We start from the raw sequence: 17,783 nt of genomic DNA, 5'->3' as shown, positions 1-17,783 counted from the left end.
GAGGGGGACGGTAAATGGGCTTAAAAATTTTAAAGCAAGGATTTTGTGCGATGTTAGCCGTATTACTGCTTTTTTCTATATTACCCATACAAACAGTATTAGCTTCAGAAGGAGACAAGCTACAGCTGAGTCTAAAAGTTGGCAGTACTTCAGCTACGGTGAATGGTAAGAAGGTGGCTATCGAGCGGCCTTATAGGGAGAACGGAACGGTTATGGTCCCGCTTGGGGTTTTTAAAAAGACGTTTGGCAGCAATGTTTCCTTAGAGCAGAACGATGTTGTAAAAGTAACCTACGGTACTCATTCAGGGGTGATGACGATTGGGAGTGATATCGCTTGGAAGGATGGAATCAAAGTTAAACTGGGCTCAGCGCCCCGGATGGTTTCAGATGTGCTGATGGTACCGCTACGTTTTGTGGCTGATGTGTTAGGTGCGACCCTTACTCAAGGGAGTGGGGGTGAGCTTATGGTTACCCTAGTTCCTGTAGACAACGAAGAAGATACGCCAGAGGATACTGGGATTGACAGCGATGTTGGTAAGACTCAAATTGGAAACAGCTATTTTCAATGGACATTGAATTATCCCTCTGGGCTGATCGCTGGAAATAGCGGTGGGGATGAAAGTGCGGCTACCTTTTCAAGTGCGGACAATCTATATTATGTGGAGATTCATGTAATTGACCAGGCGGTTGCGGTAGATGCGGAAGGGCTGCTGGAACAGCTGGTTCGGGAGGTCGAGGCAGGTGGGGAGTTGATATTGGATCGGGAGTCGTTCCCCAAAGCCGCGATACCTTATGCTAGATTGATCAGTAAAGATTCCAGTGGAGCGCTCTGGGAAAGTAGACTGTTATATGCTGAAGGTCGACTCTACGAGATTTATTTGACGGATAACAAAGCAGTTAATTATAAAGATTTTGCTAAATACACAGGATTACTTAACTCTTTCCAGCCTTCTTTTGATACTAAAAACAAAAAAATCCGTGATCTTTCTACGGTCAAAAATGGATTGCGTGACGCGTACAATGAGGACTATGGGATTTCGCTACAGGTTCCCGCAGATTGGAGTAAGGACGACCAGCATCTCTATTACGAGAGTAAGCAGGGAAGTCATCTGAGTGTGGCGGTTACCTCGGCACCTGCTGGTTCTACACTAGAGAGCTGGGCTGAAGATCTGAAAACGAAAACTAAAGAGAACTTTGTAGCGGATGCTTATGTTCTGAAAGACAGCAACAAGTCGGAGATCTCCGGTGTATCTGCACAAATCAATGAGCTGCAGCTAAATTACGGCAACGGTGTTACTACAGAATATCAAGCTCTCATACTCAAAAATGGGTATCGCTATTATTTTGAATATGTAACAGCTGCTGGGCAAGATGACGATAAGGCAAAATTCAAAGCCATCATATCCTCTATTGATATTGATTTTGATCTGCTGAAGGAGAACTTCGGGCGACTCGCTAGTGATGATTATAAGACGCTCAAAAATAAGACATTAACCAAAGTATCCAAAACCTACGGTTATGCCATTGATATTCCAAGTTTATGGACACCTTATCAGGATATTTTTGAGACGCAGTCGATTGAATATCGCTTCAGCGGAGGACGTCTACAGATCAACTCAAAATCCGAGGGTTCAGTGGATTATACAGTTAATGTTCTCAAAGATGCTTATCAAAATAAAAATAATGATCCCAAAGGCCCTCGTATAGAAAGTGTAGTGGAGTCTACCTTTGCGGATGTCCCTGCTACGATCATAACTGCACATCAAATCAAAAATGGCATCCCTTTTCGCAGCAAGCAGGTTGTTTTCGGCAAAAATGATGTGGTCTACACGATTACCGTTACGCTGAATGATGCCAATGCCACTGCAGAACAGCAGGCTCTATTAGACAAGACGTTACAATCGTTTCGGTTTACAGGCAGCAAGTAGTTAAAAGAGTACCAATGTCGTAGCTGACACACGAATAGAAGCGTATAATTCAATCAGACGAAGAACGTCCCAGTTGCCGATTTGGCTTGGGGCGTTCTTTTTTTGTATAAAGAGGGAAAAGGGATTGGACCCAATGTTATCCAAGTTGGGCATAATGTGAATAGCTAAAGGGTGGATTAGTGTATTCGATTTGATACAACATTCTATTGTATGTCACGATATTCCTAGTGAATTGTTGTAAATGTTGCAACTTTTTGTGCCAGTTGTCGATACTAGAGTGTGAGAATGATGCTTTATGTACAACATTTAGTTGTCGAAGCGCTGAATTGGGCAATAAAGTTGCATGTTCTACAACATTCATGGAGTAAAGAGCAAGAAGTCAGCTTCCTGACAGCATTATGACTTTTATTCTATATAAATGTTGGTAAACGCATAGCGCTCAAGTGTGATATTTGATACAATTATCAAGTTAATCAACTAGAAATGACCCGTCAAATGGCGGTTTGGGAGGATATAAATGAAAGAGCAACAAATACGCAGAGAAGACGTGGAGCTATTGGCACCCGCAGGTGATTGGGACTGCATGCGTGCAGCGGTAGCAAACGGAGCGGATGCTATCTTTTTTGGCGTAGAGAAGTTTAATGCACGGGCCAGAGCGAACAACTTTCGCATGGACGAGCTGTCGGAAATTATGGCGTTTTTGCATAGCTATGGTGTGAAGGGCTTTTTGACCTTTAATATACTGGTTTTTGAAAATGAATTGTCTGATGCAAAAGAACTGATTGATGCATGCGTGGATGCTGGCGTGGACGCAGTAATTGTACAAGATTTAGGTTTGGTCAAAATGATCCGCGAAATCTCACCGGATTTCCCGATTCACGGATCGACACAGATGACCATTACTTCGCCGGAAGCGGTCGAGTTTACTAAACCTTTTAGTTTGGAACGTGTGGTATTAGGTCGTGAGAACAATCTGAAACAAATTCGTACGATCGGGGAGCAAGCCCGCCTGCCGATGGAAGTATTCGTACACGGTGCTTTGTGTGTTTCCTACTCCGGTCAATGTCTGACCTCTGAAATGTGGGGCGGACGTTCTGCCAACCGCGGTGAATGTGCGCAGGCTTGCCGCCTGCCTTATGATCTGATGGTGGATGGTGAGGTAAAACCTATGGGAGACGTAACTTATTTGCTCTCTCCTAAGGACCTGGCAGCAATTGATCTAATGCCTGAGCTGATCGAGGCGGGTGTGACTTCTTTTAAAATCGAAGGTCGCCTCAAAAGCCCGGAATATGTAGCGAATGTAGTTAGTAAGTATCGTAAAGCGATTGATCGGTATTTTGAAGGCGATCTGTCTAAACCTTCGAAGGAGGAGGTGCGTGAGCTGCAACAAAGCTTCTCCCGCGGGTTTACACATGGTTTCCTGGATGGAACGAACAATAAGAAACTGGTAGACGGGACTTTCCCAAAAAGCCGTGGTGTATATTTGGGGACTGTTGAGCAAATTCTGCGTGACGGAGTGGTCTGCCGTATTCATGCACCGCTTAAGCGTGGGGACGGAATTGTTTTTGACGCTGGGGATCCGACGAAAAAAGAAGAAGGCGGTCGTGTCTACGACCTTCGTCGTAAAGGTGTGAAGCTGGAAGGCGAAGCCGGAGAAGGTTGGATCATCGACATCGTAGCCGGTCGTAATGATGTAGATCTTCGTTGTCTAAATGTCGGTGACCGCATTTGGAAGACAAATGACCCTGCGTTAGATAAGGCGCTGCGCCAGACTTATGAAACCGAAAAGCCGTACCGGGTATTTCCGGTACATGTTAGAGTGCAAGGCTGCGTCGGCGAGAAGCTGACGACTTGGTGGACGGACATTCAGAAGAACGTTACCGTCCGTGTGGACTCGGAGCTCGCGCTGGAAGCCGCGCAAAAGCGTCCGATGGATACCGCGCTGCTGGAAGAACAATTCGGCCGCCTGGGCGGGACCGTGTTCCAGCTTGACGCGTTGGAGTCGCATCTGCAAGGCGAAGTCATCGTCCCTATGCGCGAGCTGAACAGCATCCGCCGCCAAGCGGTGGAGCTGCTTGCGGGCGAGCGCCCGAAACCGCCCGTCTACGTGAAACGGGCGATCGAGGTTTACGGCGACGCCACCCGCAGGGGTGTCGCTCCGCAGCGCGCTGGTGAAGCGGAGCTCACCGCGCTGTGCCGCAGCCTGCCGCAGGTGCAGGCTGCGCTCGAGGCCGGCGTGAGAAACATCTACGCCGACTTCGAGTTTATCAAGCAGTTCCCGGCAGCGGTAGATGCGGTACGGGCTGCAGGGGCCAGCATAGCGCTGGCCACGCCGCGCATTCATATGCCGGGCGAGAACGGCTACCACGCGAATATTCTTCGCTTGCAGCCGGATGCTGTGCTCGTGCGTAATACAGGCGCGTTGTATTATTATCTGCGCCGCCGCCAGGAGCAACCGGATGCTGTGCATCCACGCCTGATTGGCGATTTCTCATTGAATATCGCCAATCATAAAGCAGTGGATTTGTTCCTTGAGGCAGGCTGTGACATAGTAACGCCATCCTATGACTTGAACATTCAACAGATGGTCGATCTGCTTGAGCACAGCGATACTTCCCGGATGGAGGTCGTTATCCATCAGCATTTGCCGATGTTCCATACTGAACACTGTGTGTACTGTACCTTTATGAGTGAAGGCACTGACTATACGAACTGTGGTCGTCCTTGTGAAGAGCACCGTGCTTCTTTGCAAGACCGTATTGGAATGTCACATCCAGTTCGTGTGGATGAAGGCTGCCGTAATACCGTCTATAACGCTGTTGAGCAGTCTGGTGCGGAGTATTTGAACAATTTCCGTGACCTAGGAGTATCTTCATACCGTGTTGAGTTCTTGGAAGAGACGCCAGAGCAAGTGGCTGAGGTAATCAGCCTCTACAGCCGCGCTCTGCGTGGTGAAATCTCTGGGACGCAGGTATGGAAGAGCCTAAAGGCTACTAACCAACTTGGCGTAACGCGTGGGCAATTGGTGAACGCGAAGTAATAAGAGTTAAGAGTTAAAGATAAGGGCTAAGTAACTACCAGGTAGATGCTGGTATTGCTTAGCCCTTTTTATTAGATTTGATCTCGTCCTCATCCTAATTTGCATATACTAAATAGTAGTATATTATGGGGTCAGCAAAGTATTTAAAATAGCAATAAATGATTATAATTCCTGCCCTCTTATTTCATTGGAATAGATATACAAATATAACAAACACTCTGACATAAATGTGCTGTAACTGCTATAATTGAAAGAAATATGCCGTTTTAGGGTACTTACAGATATGTAATTGAAAAGAGTATACGATAGAAGGAGTTAATGTGATGAAGATCCGTAAAGCGATTATTCCCGCCGCAGGTCTCGGCACTCGTTTTTTACCTGCAACTAAAGCAATGCCTAAAGAAATGCTACCGATTGTAGATAAACCAACGATCCAATATATTGTTGAAGAAGCAGTCGCTTCCGGGATCGAGGATATTATTATTGTAACGGGGAAAGGCAAACGTGCGATTGAAGACCACTTTGATAACTCATTTGAACTGGAATTTAACTTGGCTGAGAAGCAGAAGTGGGAGCTGCTTGAATCCGTTCGCAAATCTTCCGAAATGGCCGATATCCACTACATTCGTCAAAAAGAACCAAGAGGTCTCGGACATGCGATTTGGTGTGCACGTAAATTCATAGGAAACGAACCGTTTGCTGTCCTGCTAGGCGATGATATTGTTGAAGCGAATAAACCTTGTCTCAAACAGATGATAGATGTTTATGACGAGTATAAATCTTCTATCGTGGGTGTTCAGCCTGTTCCATGGGAAGAAGTATCACGGTATGGTGTTGTAGATGCTTCGCCTTTGGCAGAACGGGTATATAAAGCTAATCGTCTAGTAGAAAAGCCAAAGAGAGAAGAGGCTCCTTCTAATCTAGCAATTTTAGGACGATACATCTTAACTCCACGTATCTTCGATATGCTAGGTGAGCAGCAGGTAGGTGTAGGTGGAGAGATTCAACTTACTGATGCGATAGCACGTCTAAGCGAGGTTGAACGAATTATTGCCTATGACTTTGAAGGTAAACGTCATGATGTTGGTGAGAAAATGGGCTTTATCCAGACTACCATTCATTATGCACTTCAACACGAGGAGCTTAAAGATGACTTGCTTCGTTATATGAAAGAGCTTGTCGAGAGCGAAGCAGCTAAGGTCGGGCTATAAGTAAATCTCATATAATCTAAAAAAAGGCGCGCCGCTGTTATTACAGTGGCGCGCCTTTATGGTTTCTTTCTTTTATTAAAATTGTGAATTTGTAATGGCCTCAACTTGTGCTGCTTCCGCAGGATCAGCTGCGATCAGCGAATCGTATAGTGCCTGATCCTCGCCACCAGTTTTCGCCAGTGCAGCAAGGTACCAACGAGCAATCTCACGATTGGTTGCATCAGCGAAATCTTGGCTTAAGACTGTTTTTAAGATGGAGGCTGCAATTTGTATCTTTCCAGACATATATTGCATTTTCCCTACCTTCAGTGTCACATCCGGAGTAAATGTCTTCGAAGGATCATTATCCGCAAGTACATGATCGTAGGCCAAAAGCCCAATAACAAAGCAAGCTTTCATGTTGTCTATTCTATCTGGATTATCTTGTTGTGCATAAGCTGCCTGCCCCAAATCAAATGAACGGCTGATGAGTGAACTGTACCAATTTATATCCCATGGAGTTTCACTGTTCATAATATCCGTGTAATTAGCATCTGAATTAAGCTTGAGAGTGGTCTTCGCCGCATCCTCTTGTCCGGATAAAAGTTGCATTTTGCCAACGTTTAAAGCAATAGTTGGCGTTACTGAGAAAGGACGCCCTTGCAGTTGTTCTGGTGGAAGAGTCTTCAAATGTTCTATTCCAGCAAGAACGTGATTATATGCTTCTTGCACTTCATTGAAATACTCTTGTTTCTTTGTCTCATCCTTTTGATTAAGTGCTTGCTGACCTAATGCAAAAGAACGGCTGATGAGAGTATCATACCAACTAATATCCCAATTGAACTTATCAGCATTATCGAGGTAAACATTGTATGCAAGGTCACTTTGACCCTTTAAATCATAGTAGCCCGCCATTTGAGCTAAAAGATATTTGTTGTAAGGCTCATCTTTTAGCGCTCGAGTTAATACATTATTTGCTTCAACAAGAAATTGCTCATCTTGCGTTTGTTTGAATACCGTCATATCAATGGCAGATAAAGAGATAGCTGATTCAGGATGATTAGGGCGGGTTTTTAAAGCTTTAACCAACGGCGCTTTAATTTCTTCATAGGAAGTGCTCACTCTAATTAGATTCTTACCCTTTAGAGCAGCATTACTGGAGCCAATATAGCTGATCGAAAGGAATAACAAGAATACAGTACCTATTGTGAGAGCTGCGAAATACCCAAGCCGAATACCGGCTTTATTCCAATTTTTTCTTAACTTTTTACTGTCCATCACAACTGCCATCCCAGCCAGTCCAAGGAAGACGAGTATCCCCATAAAGGCATAACTCATGTTGAAATCAAGTAAACTGTGCACAAGAATCGATAAAGCAATGATTAGATAGAAGAAGCCATTCTCAAAATCATTTTTATCCCGTTTTACATACCCGCGAATATACTTATAGAAAATATACAGAATGAAACCCATAAATACGATAAAACCAAGAATCCCAACCTCGATTAAAAATTGAAGAAAGAAGTTGTGCACCTGGCGGCTAGTATAAGGGTTATTCTGATAATGTTCATATAGTGAGGACCAGCCTCCACCACCAGCACCAAGGATTGGATAATCCTTTACTACCTTCATGGCATCTTTATAAAAAGTAATCCGTTCAAGTACACTATGTTGTTGGAAATTGATGTTCTCAAGACGAGTTTCCATATTATCAGGCAAGATGCTTTTTGCACTTGTACCGATAAGTAAGAAAGCTACAATAGCTACTAGAGCGACAGATCCGAGTGGGATCCAAAGACCTGTCAGTTTACGTGACGACCAATTCTTTAGTTTTGCATCCAACCGTGGAGCGACAAAACGCTGAATGAGCCAAGATAGAGCAGCTACAACTAGTGAAGCTCCTAATAGATATGCCCAGCCTTTTAAAGCGGAAGAAGAAGTGAAATTTGCGTTTAACTCAATTCCTAGGTTAGTTACGGGTGTCGTAATGAGCAAAGATACAATACCAGCTACTCCTAGATGCAGAATCCAAAGGATTTGCTGTGCGGGTTTTAGGAATAGAAGCAGAAGTATGAATACTACGGGTAGCAAGACTAAGCCACCGCGAGATAAGGTTAACAAGATCGACACAATGATGGGCACTAACATAAAGCCATGAGTCAAGGTTCCATACCATTTTTTAGAGCGAATAAGCGCGAATATTGCTACAAAGAGAAAAGCCATTAAGAATGCAGCGTATGTATTCGCATACTGAAAGATCGAAGTCAGCCGGAGTCCATTAGAGTCACTCATAACTGCATCTAAATAGATATCATTTCGTACGGTATTTGAGAACCAGCCTACCAGAGCACCAGCTAATTTACTGCTGCCTAGCCAATTTAAGAGTCCAAAACCTACTATAAAATATGCAATCGCCATTATAGCATTTTGAATGACAACATTTACTTGCTTTTGCTTCAAGAGATAAAAGGCTATAATGAAGACTGCAACATACATGCTCTGAATAAACAGCATATTCATCGACGTATAATGCGAAACTGCGACAAACAATGATAAAGCGTAGGTCAGGGGCAGTAATATAGAAGCAGAAGCTACTAAGTCCCTCTGTTCATCAATTTTGAATTTTTTGTAGTATAAGCCAAGGCATACTAGCAGCAAAAGGCCGCTTAGTAATGAAGATACATAAATTGGCTTCTCGAAGTCTAATTGCTGTCCGTTAAATAATCCCACTTGAAATGGGGCCCAACACAAAAATAAAATGAAAGCAACAACTAATGCCCATATCGGACTTGCTATCTTTTCAACATTTCTCGACTGAGCGGCGTTTTTACCGTATACTGGTTTCGACACGTTATAATCTCCTTTTCCTGTAGGTACGACAATATTTTAGCATATTAGATAATCATTGAGCTACTTTAATCAGATTCTATGATGTTAATTACTATAAGTGAATGAATAACTTTATCTAGATACTATATGGGGGCTCTATTAAAAAAAGCGCCCCAGACTACAGCTATGTAGCCAGAACGCACTCCAAAAATTAGTATACAAAATTATGCGAAGAATTTTTGAACAGTGGGGCACCTTCATCCTTTGCAGAAAGCACTGGTTGAATATGAATTGGCCATTTGATGCCAATCTCAGGATCATTCCATAGGATACCGCCATCGCATTCCGGTGCGTACAGCTCATCGCATTTGTACTGAACTTCCACGTCATCTGTGAGAGTCATAAATCCATGAGCAAAGCCCTTGGGAATCAGCAATTGTTTCTTGTTATCAGCGGTAAGCTCAATGCCGAACCATTTTCCATATGACGGGCTTCCGCGTCGAATATCCACCGCTACATCAAAAATCGCCCCCTTAGTACAACGGACAAGTTTAGTTTGCGCTTTGGGATTAACTTGGTAATGAAGTCCACGTAGTGTGCCATTGGTGGCAGAAAAGGAATGATTGTCCTGCACAAATTGCAGTTGTAGTCCTTGTTCCTGAAATTTGGCTTCACTGAAGGTTTCCATAAACCAACCTCGATGGTCCCCAAAGACAGCGGGTTCTATAATAAGCACTCCTTCTAGTTCTGTTGGTGTGAATTTCATGGTTCACTCTCCGTTCTTTAATATTGAATTTTACCGATGGCTACTTTAATCAGGTATTGACCGTAACCAGTTTTACTCAGTTTTTGCCCGCACTCTAGCAGATGCTCCTTCGTAATCCATCCGTTAATATATGCGATTTCTTCCGGAGCGGAAATCTTAATTCCTTGATGATCCTCAATCGTACGGACAAAATTGGTCGCGTCGACCAGACTCTGATGAGTTCCGGTATCAAGCCAGGTGAAGCCACGTCCCAGTAATGCGACATCTAGTTCGCCTATTTTCAAGTAAGCTTCATTAATTGAGGTAATTTCAAGCTCTCCTCGACTGGAAGGCATTACTTCCTTAGCCAGCGAAACTACCCGGTTATCGTAAAAATACAAGCCAGTAATGGCATAGTTCGATTTAGGATGTTCCGGCTTTTCTTCCACACTCAGCACTTTGCCGTTTCCATCAAACTCAACAACGCCAAAACGCTCTGGATCTTGCACATGATATCCGAATACTGTTGCACCATGTTCCTTAGTAGCGGCTTGCTTTAAAAGCTTGGTCATTCCATTTCCATAATAAATGTTATCGCCCAAGACCATGGCAACGGAGTCGTCACCAATGAATTCTTCGCCCAAAATAAAGGCTTGAGCCAATCCATCAGGGCTAGGTTGTACAATGTATTGTAGAGAAATACCAAACTGTGATCCATCGCCGAGCAGATTTTGAAAACGTGGCGTATCCTCAGGGGTTGAGATGATTAGGATGTCTTTAATGCCTGCTAGCATTAATGTGGATAGAGGATAATAGATCATTGGCTTATCATAAATCGGCAACAGTTGTTTACTGGTTACCATTGTAAGCGGATAGAGGCGCGTACCGCTTCCTCCAGCGAGAATAATACCTTTCATGACTCGTATCGACTCTCCTTAGTATATATAAAAATTGTAAAATATGAGATCTTTTTAGTATCTTGGACATTCCATTCTTATTGTACGCCGGAAATTCTTGATTTGTCTATTAAACAAGAAGTTATACATAATATCAAGCTTCAAAAGGAAGAAAGTGATTAAGTGGAATATGCTAATTGACAGGTGGATACTGTGATATTTGATAAAGTTAATCAGTTGAGCAAATGACAACGATCCGCCATCCAGCGGTTTAGGAGGATATAAATAAACAAACAAGGAATACGCAGGATGGATGTAGAACTGCTGTCACCGGCAGGCGACTGGGATTGTAAGCGTAGGGCGGTGGCCAATGGGGCGAATGAAATCTTTTTTTTTTTTTTGCTTAGAAAAATTTAATGCCCAGGCGAGAGCAAACAATTTCCGCATGGACGAGTTGCCGGAGATTATGGCGTTCCTGCATAGCTATGTGTGAAAGGTTTTCTGACCTTTAATATAGCGGTGTTTGAAAAAGAGCTTCCCGATGCCAAAGAACTGATCGACGCTGGTGTGGATGCGGTTATCGTGTAGGATTTGGGTTTGATGCGCATGATTCATAAGATTTCGATTGACTTGACAATTCATGGATCTACTCAGATGACAATTCCTTCGCCGGAAGCATTTGAGTTTACCAAACCGTTCGACATAGAGCGCATGGTGCTTGGGCGTGAGGACAATCTGAAGCAGATTCGCACGATTGGCGAGCAGGCTCGTATGCCGATGGAAGTGTTTGTACACGGTGCACTTTGTGGCTCTTATTCTGGACAGTGTCTGACTTCGGAATCGTGGGGCGGTCGTTCTGCGAATCGCTGGGAATGTGCGCAGGCCTACCGTTTGCCGTATGACCTGATGGTGGACGATGAAGTGAAGCCGACGGGCGATATTACTTGTCTGCTCTGTCCGAAGGCTCTGGCGGCGATTGATCTGATGTCGGAGTTAATTGAAGCAGGTGTGACCTCTTTTAAGATCGAAGGCCGATTCAAGAGTCCGGAATATGTAGCCAATGGGGCTAGCAAATATCGTAAGTAAAGTCATCGATCGCTATCTGGAGGGTCAATGGGCGACGCCTTCGAAGGTAGTGATGCGTGAGCTGCAGCAGAGTTTCTCGCGCAGATTTACGCATAGTTTCCTGTAAGGGACGAATCACAAAGAACTCGTGGACGGCAGTTTCCCAAAAAGCCGGGGTGTAATACCTGGGCACAGTAGAGCGAATTTACGTGATGGCGTAGTCTGCCACATTCATGCCCCTTTGGAACGTGGGGATGGCATTTTGTTTGATGCTGGAGATCCGACGAAAAATGAAGAAGGTGGGCGCGTATACGATTTGCGCGGCAAAGGCGTGTATTGGCATATTAGAAAATAGAAGTCAAACGTAGGTCATTTGAGTTTGGCATAATAGGATCCTAATATTTTCTTTAATAACGGTATTAGAAAACCAGCCAACCAGACCACCGGCAAATTTCCAGCTACCAATCCAATTCAGTAGTCCAAAGCCGATAATGACATATACGATCGTAAGTACATCTTTCTGAGTGACAAAATTTAGTTGCTTTTGCTTCATGAGGTATAACGCTATAATGAATACTGTGGTATACGCACATTGCACAAACAGCAGATTCATCGCCATCTAGTGTGACGCCGCGTAGGTAACAGTTAGCAGCAAGAAAAAGAAGGGTAATAGGTCGCGTTTTTCCTCCTGCTTTATTTTATTGTAGTACAATCCCATACATACCAGCAGCATGACGCCGCTGAACAAGGTGGTGAGATAGATAGGTTTCTCATAGTCCACCTGCGTCCATTAAATAACCCTACCTGGAAGGGGTACCAGATTATTAACATAATAAAATCCAAACTCAAACCCAGACGGAACTGGGGATTTTTTCAAACTTCCTCGACTGGGCAACGTTTTTACCGTATACTGGTTTCGACACGTTGATATTTCCTTTTCTTATAATTAACGACAATGTATTAACACTTTCAAATGATTCACTCTATATTTAGGTTAGTTAATCTCAGATTATTGGGTTGTTAATATAATATAAAATTTCAGAAAGGATGCAAATTCAGGTGTTCAATAGTAATTTTTTGATTGTATTTGCTAATAGTCACTTCATAAATATTAAATCGAAAAAATGTCGACACATAACACGGTATGCTTTGTAGTAATAATGTACTTTTAAACTGTCAGTATTATTATGTTGCTGATGGTAAAAACGGCTTTTTTGGCTGATTCTATTAATTAGGGATGGAATGAAACATGAAAATAAAGGCAATACACTCATTGAGTAAATATAATTTTCTTCTTGCGCAGTTAGTTCAAAGAGATTTCAAGACTAGATACAGGAGATCTATTTTAGGAATTTTGTGGAGTTTATTAAATCCGCTTTTAATTATGGTGGTACAGTACCTGGTGTTTTCGACGTTATTCCGGTTCGATATACCTAACTACTCTGTGTATTTGCTTAGTGGTATTGTAATATTTAATTACATGACAGAGGCAACCTCTCAATCTATGACATGTATAATCCAAAATGCATCATTGATTAACAAAGTATACGTACCGAAATTCATTTATCCATTTTCTCGGGTATTATCATCAGGTGTTAATTTTCTTTTTTCGTTATTAGCACTGTACCTAGTAATAATTTCAACTGGAATGAGTATAACATATTCGCATATTGCAATGCTCTTTGCTATCGCATGTCTATTTCTCTTTATCTGTGGAATATCTTTTATGTTGTCTTCAATTATGGTTTTCTTTCGAGATACGCAGTTCCTTTATAGTATTATAATTACTATTTGGTCATATCTAACTCCAATTTTTTATCCTGAGAGCATACTTCCAAATTACATGCTATATATTCTTAAATTTAACCCTATGTATCATTTTATAAGATTTATAAGATTTATTATTCTATCTGGGGGGATTCCTGATCTTAAGGCCTGGGTATTCTGTTTATTATTTGCTTTGGTATCATTCGTTTTAGGAGTACTTGTATTCAATAAAACTCAAGAAAAATTTATTCTGTATTTATAAGGAGAACTAAAGTGATCGATATAAAAAATGTTTCTATGAACTTTCGATTAGCTAACGATCGTATTCTTAGCTTGAAAGAATATGTCATTAAGAGAGTATCAAACAAATTAACATATAAGCATTTCCATGCACTAAGTGATGTGTCTTTTTCAATTCAAAAAGGAGAAGTCATAGGTATTATAGGTAATAATGGGGCGGGTAAAAGTACACTTTTGAAAATTATTTCAGGCATTCTAACGCCAACTAAAGGTAATGTGAAAGTTAGTGGAAATATAGCTCCTATGCTAGAACTTGGAGCTGGGTTTGATATGGACTTAACTGCAAGAGAAAATATTTTTCTGAATGGCGCAATACTTGGGTACTCAAAGCAATATTTGACTGAGAAGTTCAGTGAAATTGTCGATTTTTCAGAGCTTAATGATTTTTTAGATGTGCCAATTAGAAATTTTTCATCAGGTATGATAATGAGACTTGCTTTTTCAATTGCTACTCTTGTAGATCCAGATATTCTAATCGTTGATGAGATATTATCTGTTGGAGATGCAAAGTTTCAAAAAAAGAGCGCGAAAAGAATGTTCGAACTAATGAGTGGTGGTACTACGGTCATCATGGTTTCTCATAGTATAGAACAAATCCGGCAAATGTGTTCACGTGTTATTTGGTTAGATAAAGGCAGTATAAGAATGATTGGTAATTCCATTGAAGTTTGTAAAGCGTACTTAAGTGAGCAAACAGATACTCCCCCATCAAGTATGTCAAATAATAGTTATACCGAAAACTTATATTCGCCTACACAGATAACAAAGATAGATAATCAATATTTCATTGTGGATTGTTGGCATCACAGGGTTATCTATAACCCCAATATATCAGATACTATTGCTGGATGGACTATGCTTTGTGATAACGTACACACCCCTCACTCCATTGCTAGTGACGGTGAACTGCTGATTTTAGATGATACAGGTAATAATGCTGTACAAGTGTACAAGAAAAAATTGCAAACATATGAGTTTTCACAAACAATAAGAAATATTGGATACCAGCCTAATAAGATTATTTATGATAAAGATAAAAAACTTTTTTACGGTATATCTGCATCATCACAACAATTGTTTGTATTAAAAAACAATAATGGTGAGGTAGAAATAGATAATGTAGTACGATTGGATTACTTGAAAAATTCTTATGTCAGATCAATATCTCTCATCGAAAGTAAACTTTATTTTGTTTCCGGTCCAGGGGAGATTCTTGTTGCTAATACAGAAGATATGTCATTTAATCTAATAAATAAATACCCAGTCCCTTTCGAACTTCAGGGAATGAATGACTTGATTAAAATTGATTCATATTACTATATAAGTGTGTATCAAGACGGATCTGGGAACATCGCCCCAAAATTAGTTAGAACAAAAGATTTAAATCTACTAGGCGTTAATTATGAGGACCTTTATGATAAATTACAAATGAAAGGGGTCCCTTATAATTTTTCCCAAATTGAAGATAGAGTCTATGTCACTGAAATAGATTCATACTCTTCAATAAGATCTTTCAAATTAGTTGAGGATGAAATATATGACATTCAGGTTCACTATAATATAGGTGCCGCTGATGATGCGTCGATCCATAGAAGAGGATATTCATGATAGTGATGTAGCTGTGCTACAGAAAGGAGTAACATGACTAAACTTAACTTTGATTATTATAATCCTAGTATGGACGAGGTATATTCAGATGGGTCGATTGAATTAGAATTACTTAGGAAGGTGAAAAATAAGGATTTTGATTGGTATAATTCGAAAGAATGGCCTATAATTTACCATCTATCTCACCTCCGACAAAATATTTTAAATTGGTACTCTTTTGAAAAAGGATGTACTATCTTAGAAATCGGTGCTGGATGTGGTGCTATAACTGGACTCCTTTGTGAAAAAGCAAGTAGGGTTGTAGCTGTTGAGTTAACGAAAACAAGAGCAGAAATAAATTACTACCGTCATCAAAATATTGAAAATCTAGAAATAGTGGTTTGCGATTTTCAGAGTCTACCTCCTGACTGGAAGTTTGATTACATTATAATAAACGGTGTTCTTGAATATGCAGCATATATGTTTACAGGCAATCAACCATATAATCAATTTCTTGAAAAGGCTAAGCAACACTTAAGTTCATCCGGAAAGATGCTGCTTTCTATAGAAAATCGCATTGGTCTAAAATATATTTCAGGCTTTAGAGAAGACCATACTGGTGAGTTTTTTTCTGGAATAAATAACTACAATAATAATGAACGTGTTCGAACTTTTACAAAAGGCGAATTGACAAATTTACTAAATGAGACGAATCTTAGTGCAATTAAATTCTTTTATCCGTACCCTGATTATAAGTTCCCAACGGAAATATTTACGGATACGACTATAAATGGAATTGTGCCTTCTAGTTCTCATTTTCCGCTTGATATGCCAAGGGTGAAACTTTTTGATGAAAATAATCTACACAAAACTTTAATGGATTCTAATTCTATGGATATCTTCGCGAATTCTTTTTTAGTGGAAATATCCGCTACACAACAAATACCTACTCAAATAGACTATGTGAAGATTAGTGCTAATAGATCTGAAGAGTTCAGAATATTCACCTACTTTGATTTAAACAACAATAAAGTCTATAAAAAAGGCCTTAATGCAAAAAGTCAGGATCACCTGAACCGAATGTTGCATTATAGTGACTATTCGTACGATTCTAATCAAATTAAGAATGCAACATGCTATAAAGAAGTGGATGGAATTAGTATGTTATTTTATACTATTGAAACTTTAGAGGATAGATTGGTTTCTAAATGTACCGATACTAACACTGGAGATTTTATTCATGAGATAGTAAAGTTGCGAAATGCGCTGTATGAAGGCGTTCATCCTAGTGATTTTACATGCAATAATGATTTTGTGGGAATATTTGGTGGGGAAAAACCTGAACAAAATTTACACTGGTCTTCAAACTCTAATCTCGACTTAATATCAGGAAATATCTTTTTAGAGGGAGATTTATATAAGGTTATTGATTATGAATGGCATATGCCATTTCAGATTCCTCTTGAGTTTACTCTTTGGAGGACTTTAAAGCAGTTTAAAGATAACCATAAAGATATCATTGATAGATCAATTGTTGATAACTTCATATACGATACTCTAAATATTACTCGTGCCACCGAGCAATGTTTTTTTTCATGGGAAGAAAATTTTATTCAAAACTTCGTGAAAATTCAAGATCTTTATATTTTTGCGAATGATGAGATACCCGTCGATCTTAATGCTGTTTCAACTCGTTACTTAAAAGACCATTCTATTGAAAGTACGCTATTTTATGATCATGGTGCCGGGTTTACTGATCATGATTTCGAACGCTGTGTAACTACATCTACTGATACTGGATTTTCAGTTACGTTCAAAGATAAGTCTATAAATAATGCGGAAGCACTACGCTGGGACCCACTAGAAGGAAATCCCGCATTAATATATATACAGAGTATAGAAACAGATGGATCTATAAAAGAGATTACTGCTATCAATGCTGAGCGAGTTCTTAATAATTCTGAGTATGAATTCACAACATATGATCCTCAGTTTCTTTTGCAAGGTGATTTTACTAATGCAACATATATTAAGATCAATTTCACATGCGAAATACTTGATTGGACTATTGGCTATCAACTTCAAGAGAAAAAAATGTATGTAAATAATCAAAAAATAAATGAACTAGTGAATCACAAGGAAATCTCAAAGATAAATAAAAAAATACTAGAAGAAAAGTTGGAGGAAGTTTCAACACAACTTAATGTGACAGTTGATTCATTAACCAATTCTCAAAATGATTTGATTGAGACGCAAAAGAGTTTAGAAAGTGTACAAAAAACGTTAGAAATTAACCAAAATAAGTTAGCTAATACTCAAGAGGAGTTGAATATAAAAAGTAATAAGTTAAATAAAATACACTCACACTTGAAACATCATAGAATAAAATCCATAGTTAAAATATTGTTTTTTGGTGAGATTACTAGGGGGGAATAA

10 protein-coding genes and 1 pseudogene are annotated in these 17,783 nt (G+C 40.5%); 7 read left to right on the top strand and 4 right to left on the bottom strand.

The features are described from left to right. Positions 1-14 precede the first annotated feature (14 nt). From MKX34_RS29795 to galU, 3 genes are all read left to right on the top strand, one after another. Positions 15-1,928: a stalk domain-containing protein gene (locus MKX34_RS29795; protein ID WP_076297060.1), complete on the top strand. Its 1,914-nt coding sequence runs from the start codon at positions 15-17 to the stop codon at positions 1,926-1,928. Positions 1,929-2,445: 517 nt separating this feature from the next. After that, a complete protein-coding gene (locus MKX34_RS29790; protein ID WP_076297061.1) occupies positions 2,446-4,968 on the top strand; it encodes a U32 family peptidase in 2,523 nt (840 codons plus the stop codon). 323 nt (positions 4,969-5,291) lie between these two features. Continuing rightward, positions 5,292-6,179 carry a UTP--glucose-1-phosphate uridylyltransferase GalU gene (galU, locus tag MKX34_RS29785; RefSeq protein ID WP_036678633.1) on the top strand — a complete coding sequence of 296 codons (888 nt, stop codon included), beginning with the start codon at positions 5,292-5,294 and terminating at the stop codon, positions 6,177-6,179. Between the two features lie 75 nt (positions 6,180-6,254). On the opposite strand, the gene MKX34_RS29780 is transcribed toward galU, so the two are convergent. From MKX34_RS29780 to rfbA, 3 genes are all read right to left on the bottom strand, one after another. After that, the gene (locus MKX34_RS29780) at positions 6,255-9,008 is read right to left on the bottom strand and encodes an O-antigen ligase family protein (protein ID WP_076297062.1); all 2,754 of its coding nucleotides are present in this window, start codon (positions 9,006-9,008) and stop codon (positions 6,255-6,257) included. A gap of 190 nt (positions 9,009-9,198) precedes the next feature. After that, a complete protein-coding gene (gene rfbC, locus MKX34_RS29775) occupies positions 9,199-9,753 on the bottom strand; it encodes a dTDP-4-dehydrorhamnose 3,5-epimerase (protein WP_076205752.1) in 555 nt (184 codons plus the stop codon). Between the two features lie 17 nt (positions 9,754-9,770). Next, the gene (rfbA, locus tag MKX34_RS29770; RefSeq protein WP_076297063.1) at positions 9,771-10,649 is read right to left on the bottom strand and encodes a glucose-1-phosphate thymidylyltransferase RfbA; all 879 of its coding nucleotides are present in this window, start codon (positions 10,647-10,649) and stop codon (positions 9,771-9,773) included. A gap of 288 nt (positions 10,650-10,937) precedes the next feature. Here rfbA and MKX34_RS29765 point away from each other — a divergent pair. Beyond that, a pseudogene (locus MKX34_RS29765) lies at positions 10,938-12,027 on the top strand (peptidase U32 family protein); the annotation flags it as partial. A gap of 24 nt (positions 12,028-12,051) precedes the next feature. Here MKX34_RS29765 and MKX34_RS29760 read toward each other — a convergent pair. Then, positions 12,052-12,306 carry a hypothetical protein gene (locus tag MKX34_RS29760; RefSeq protein WP_143766390.1) on the bottom strand — a complete coding sequence of 85 codons (255 nt, stop codon included), beginning with the start codon at positions 12,304-12,306 and terminating at the stop codon, positions 12,052-12,054. 636 nt (positions 12,307-12,942) lie between these two features. Here MKX34_RS29760 and MKX34_RS29755 point away from each other — a divergent pair. The 3 genes from MKX34_RS29755 to MKX34_RS29745 are packed head-to-tail and all read left to right on the top strand — an operon-like array spanning position 12,943 to position 17,783. Then, complete coding sequence (locus MKX34_RS29755) at positions 12,943-13,722, top strand: ABC transporter permease (protein WP_076205764.1); 780 nt, start codon at positions 12,943-12,945, stop codon at positions 13,720-13,722. 11 nt (positions 13,723-13,733) lie between these two features. Continuing rightward, positions 13,734-15,368: an ABC transporter ATP-binding protein gene (locus MKX34_RS29750; RefSeq protein ID WP_081383987.1), complete on the top strand. Its 1,635-nt coding sequence runs from the start codon at positions 13,734-13,736 to the stop codon at positions 15,366-15,368. 33 nt (positions 15,369-15,401) lie between these two features. Beyond that, a complete protein-coding gene (locus MKX34_RS29745) occupies positions 15,402-17,783 on the top strand; it encodes a class I SAM-dependent methyltransferase (protein ID WP_076297065.1) in 2,382 nt (793 codons plus the stop codon).

Origin of the sequence: Paenibacillus sp. FSL R5-0636 (assembly GCF_037974255.1) — a bacterium.
Taxonomy (GTDB): domain Bacteria; phylum Bacillota; class Bacilli; order Paenibacillales; family Paenibacillaceae; genus Paenibacillus_AQ; species Paenibacillus_AQ odorifer.
This window is presented reverse-complemented; position numbering and strand designations above follow the sequence as displayed.

What these genes read in the sequence shown, in the direction of transcription:
- MKX34_RS29790 (WP_076297061.1), top strand. Translation starts at nt 2,446, where the DNA reads ATGAAAGAGCAACAAATACGCAGAGAAGACGTGGAGCTATTGGCACCC.
- MKX34_RS29755 (WP_076205764.1), top strand. Translation starts at nt 12,943, where the DNA reads ATGAAAATAAAGGCAATACACTCATTGAGTAAATATAATTTTCTTCTT.
- rfbA (WP_076297063.1), bottom strand. Translation starts at nt 10,649, where the DNA reads ATGAAAGGTATTATTCTCGCTGGAGGAAGCGGTACGCGCCTCTATCCG.
- galU (WP_036678633.1), top strand. Translation starts at nt 5,292, where the DNA reads ATGAAGATCCGTAAAGCGATTATTCCCGCCGCAGGTCTCGGCACTCGT.
- MKX34_RS29760 (WP_143766390.1), bottom strand. Translation starts at nt 12,306, where the DNA reads ATGAATCTGCTGTTTGTGCAATGTGCGTATACCACAGTATTCATTATA.
- MKX34_RS29745 (WP_076297065.1), top strand. Translation starts at nt 15,402, where the DNA reads ATGACTAAACTTAACTTTGATTATTATAATCCTAGTATGGACGAGGTA.
- rfbC (WP_076205752.1), bottom strand. Translation starts at nt 9,753, where the DNA reads ATGAAATTCACACCAACAGAACTAGAAGGAGTGCTTATTATAGAACCC.
- MKX34_RS29795 (WP_076297060.1), top strand. Translation starts at nt 15, where the DNA reads ATGGGCTTAAAAATTTTAAAGCAAGGATTTTGTGCGATGTTAGCCGTA.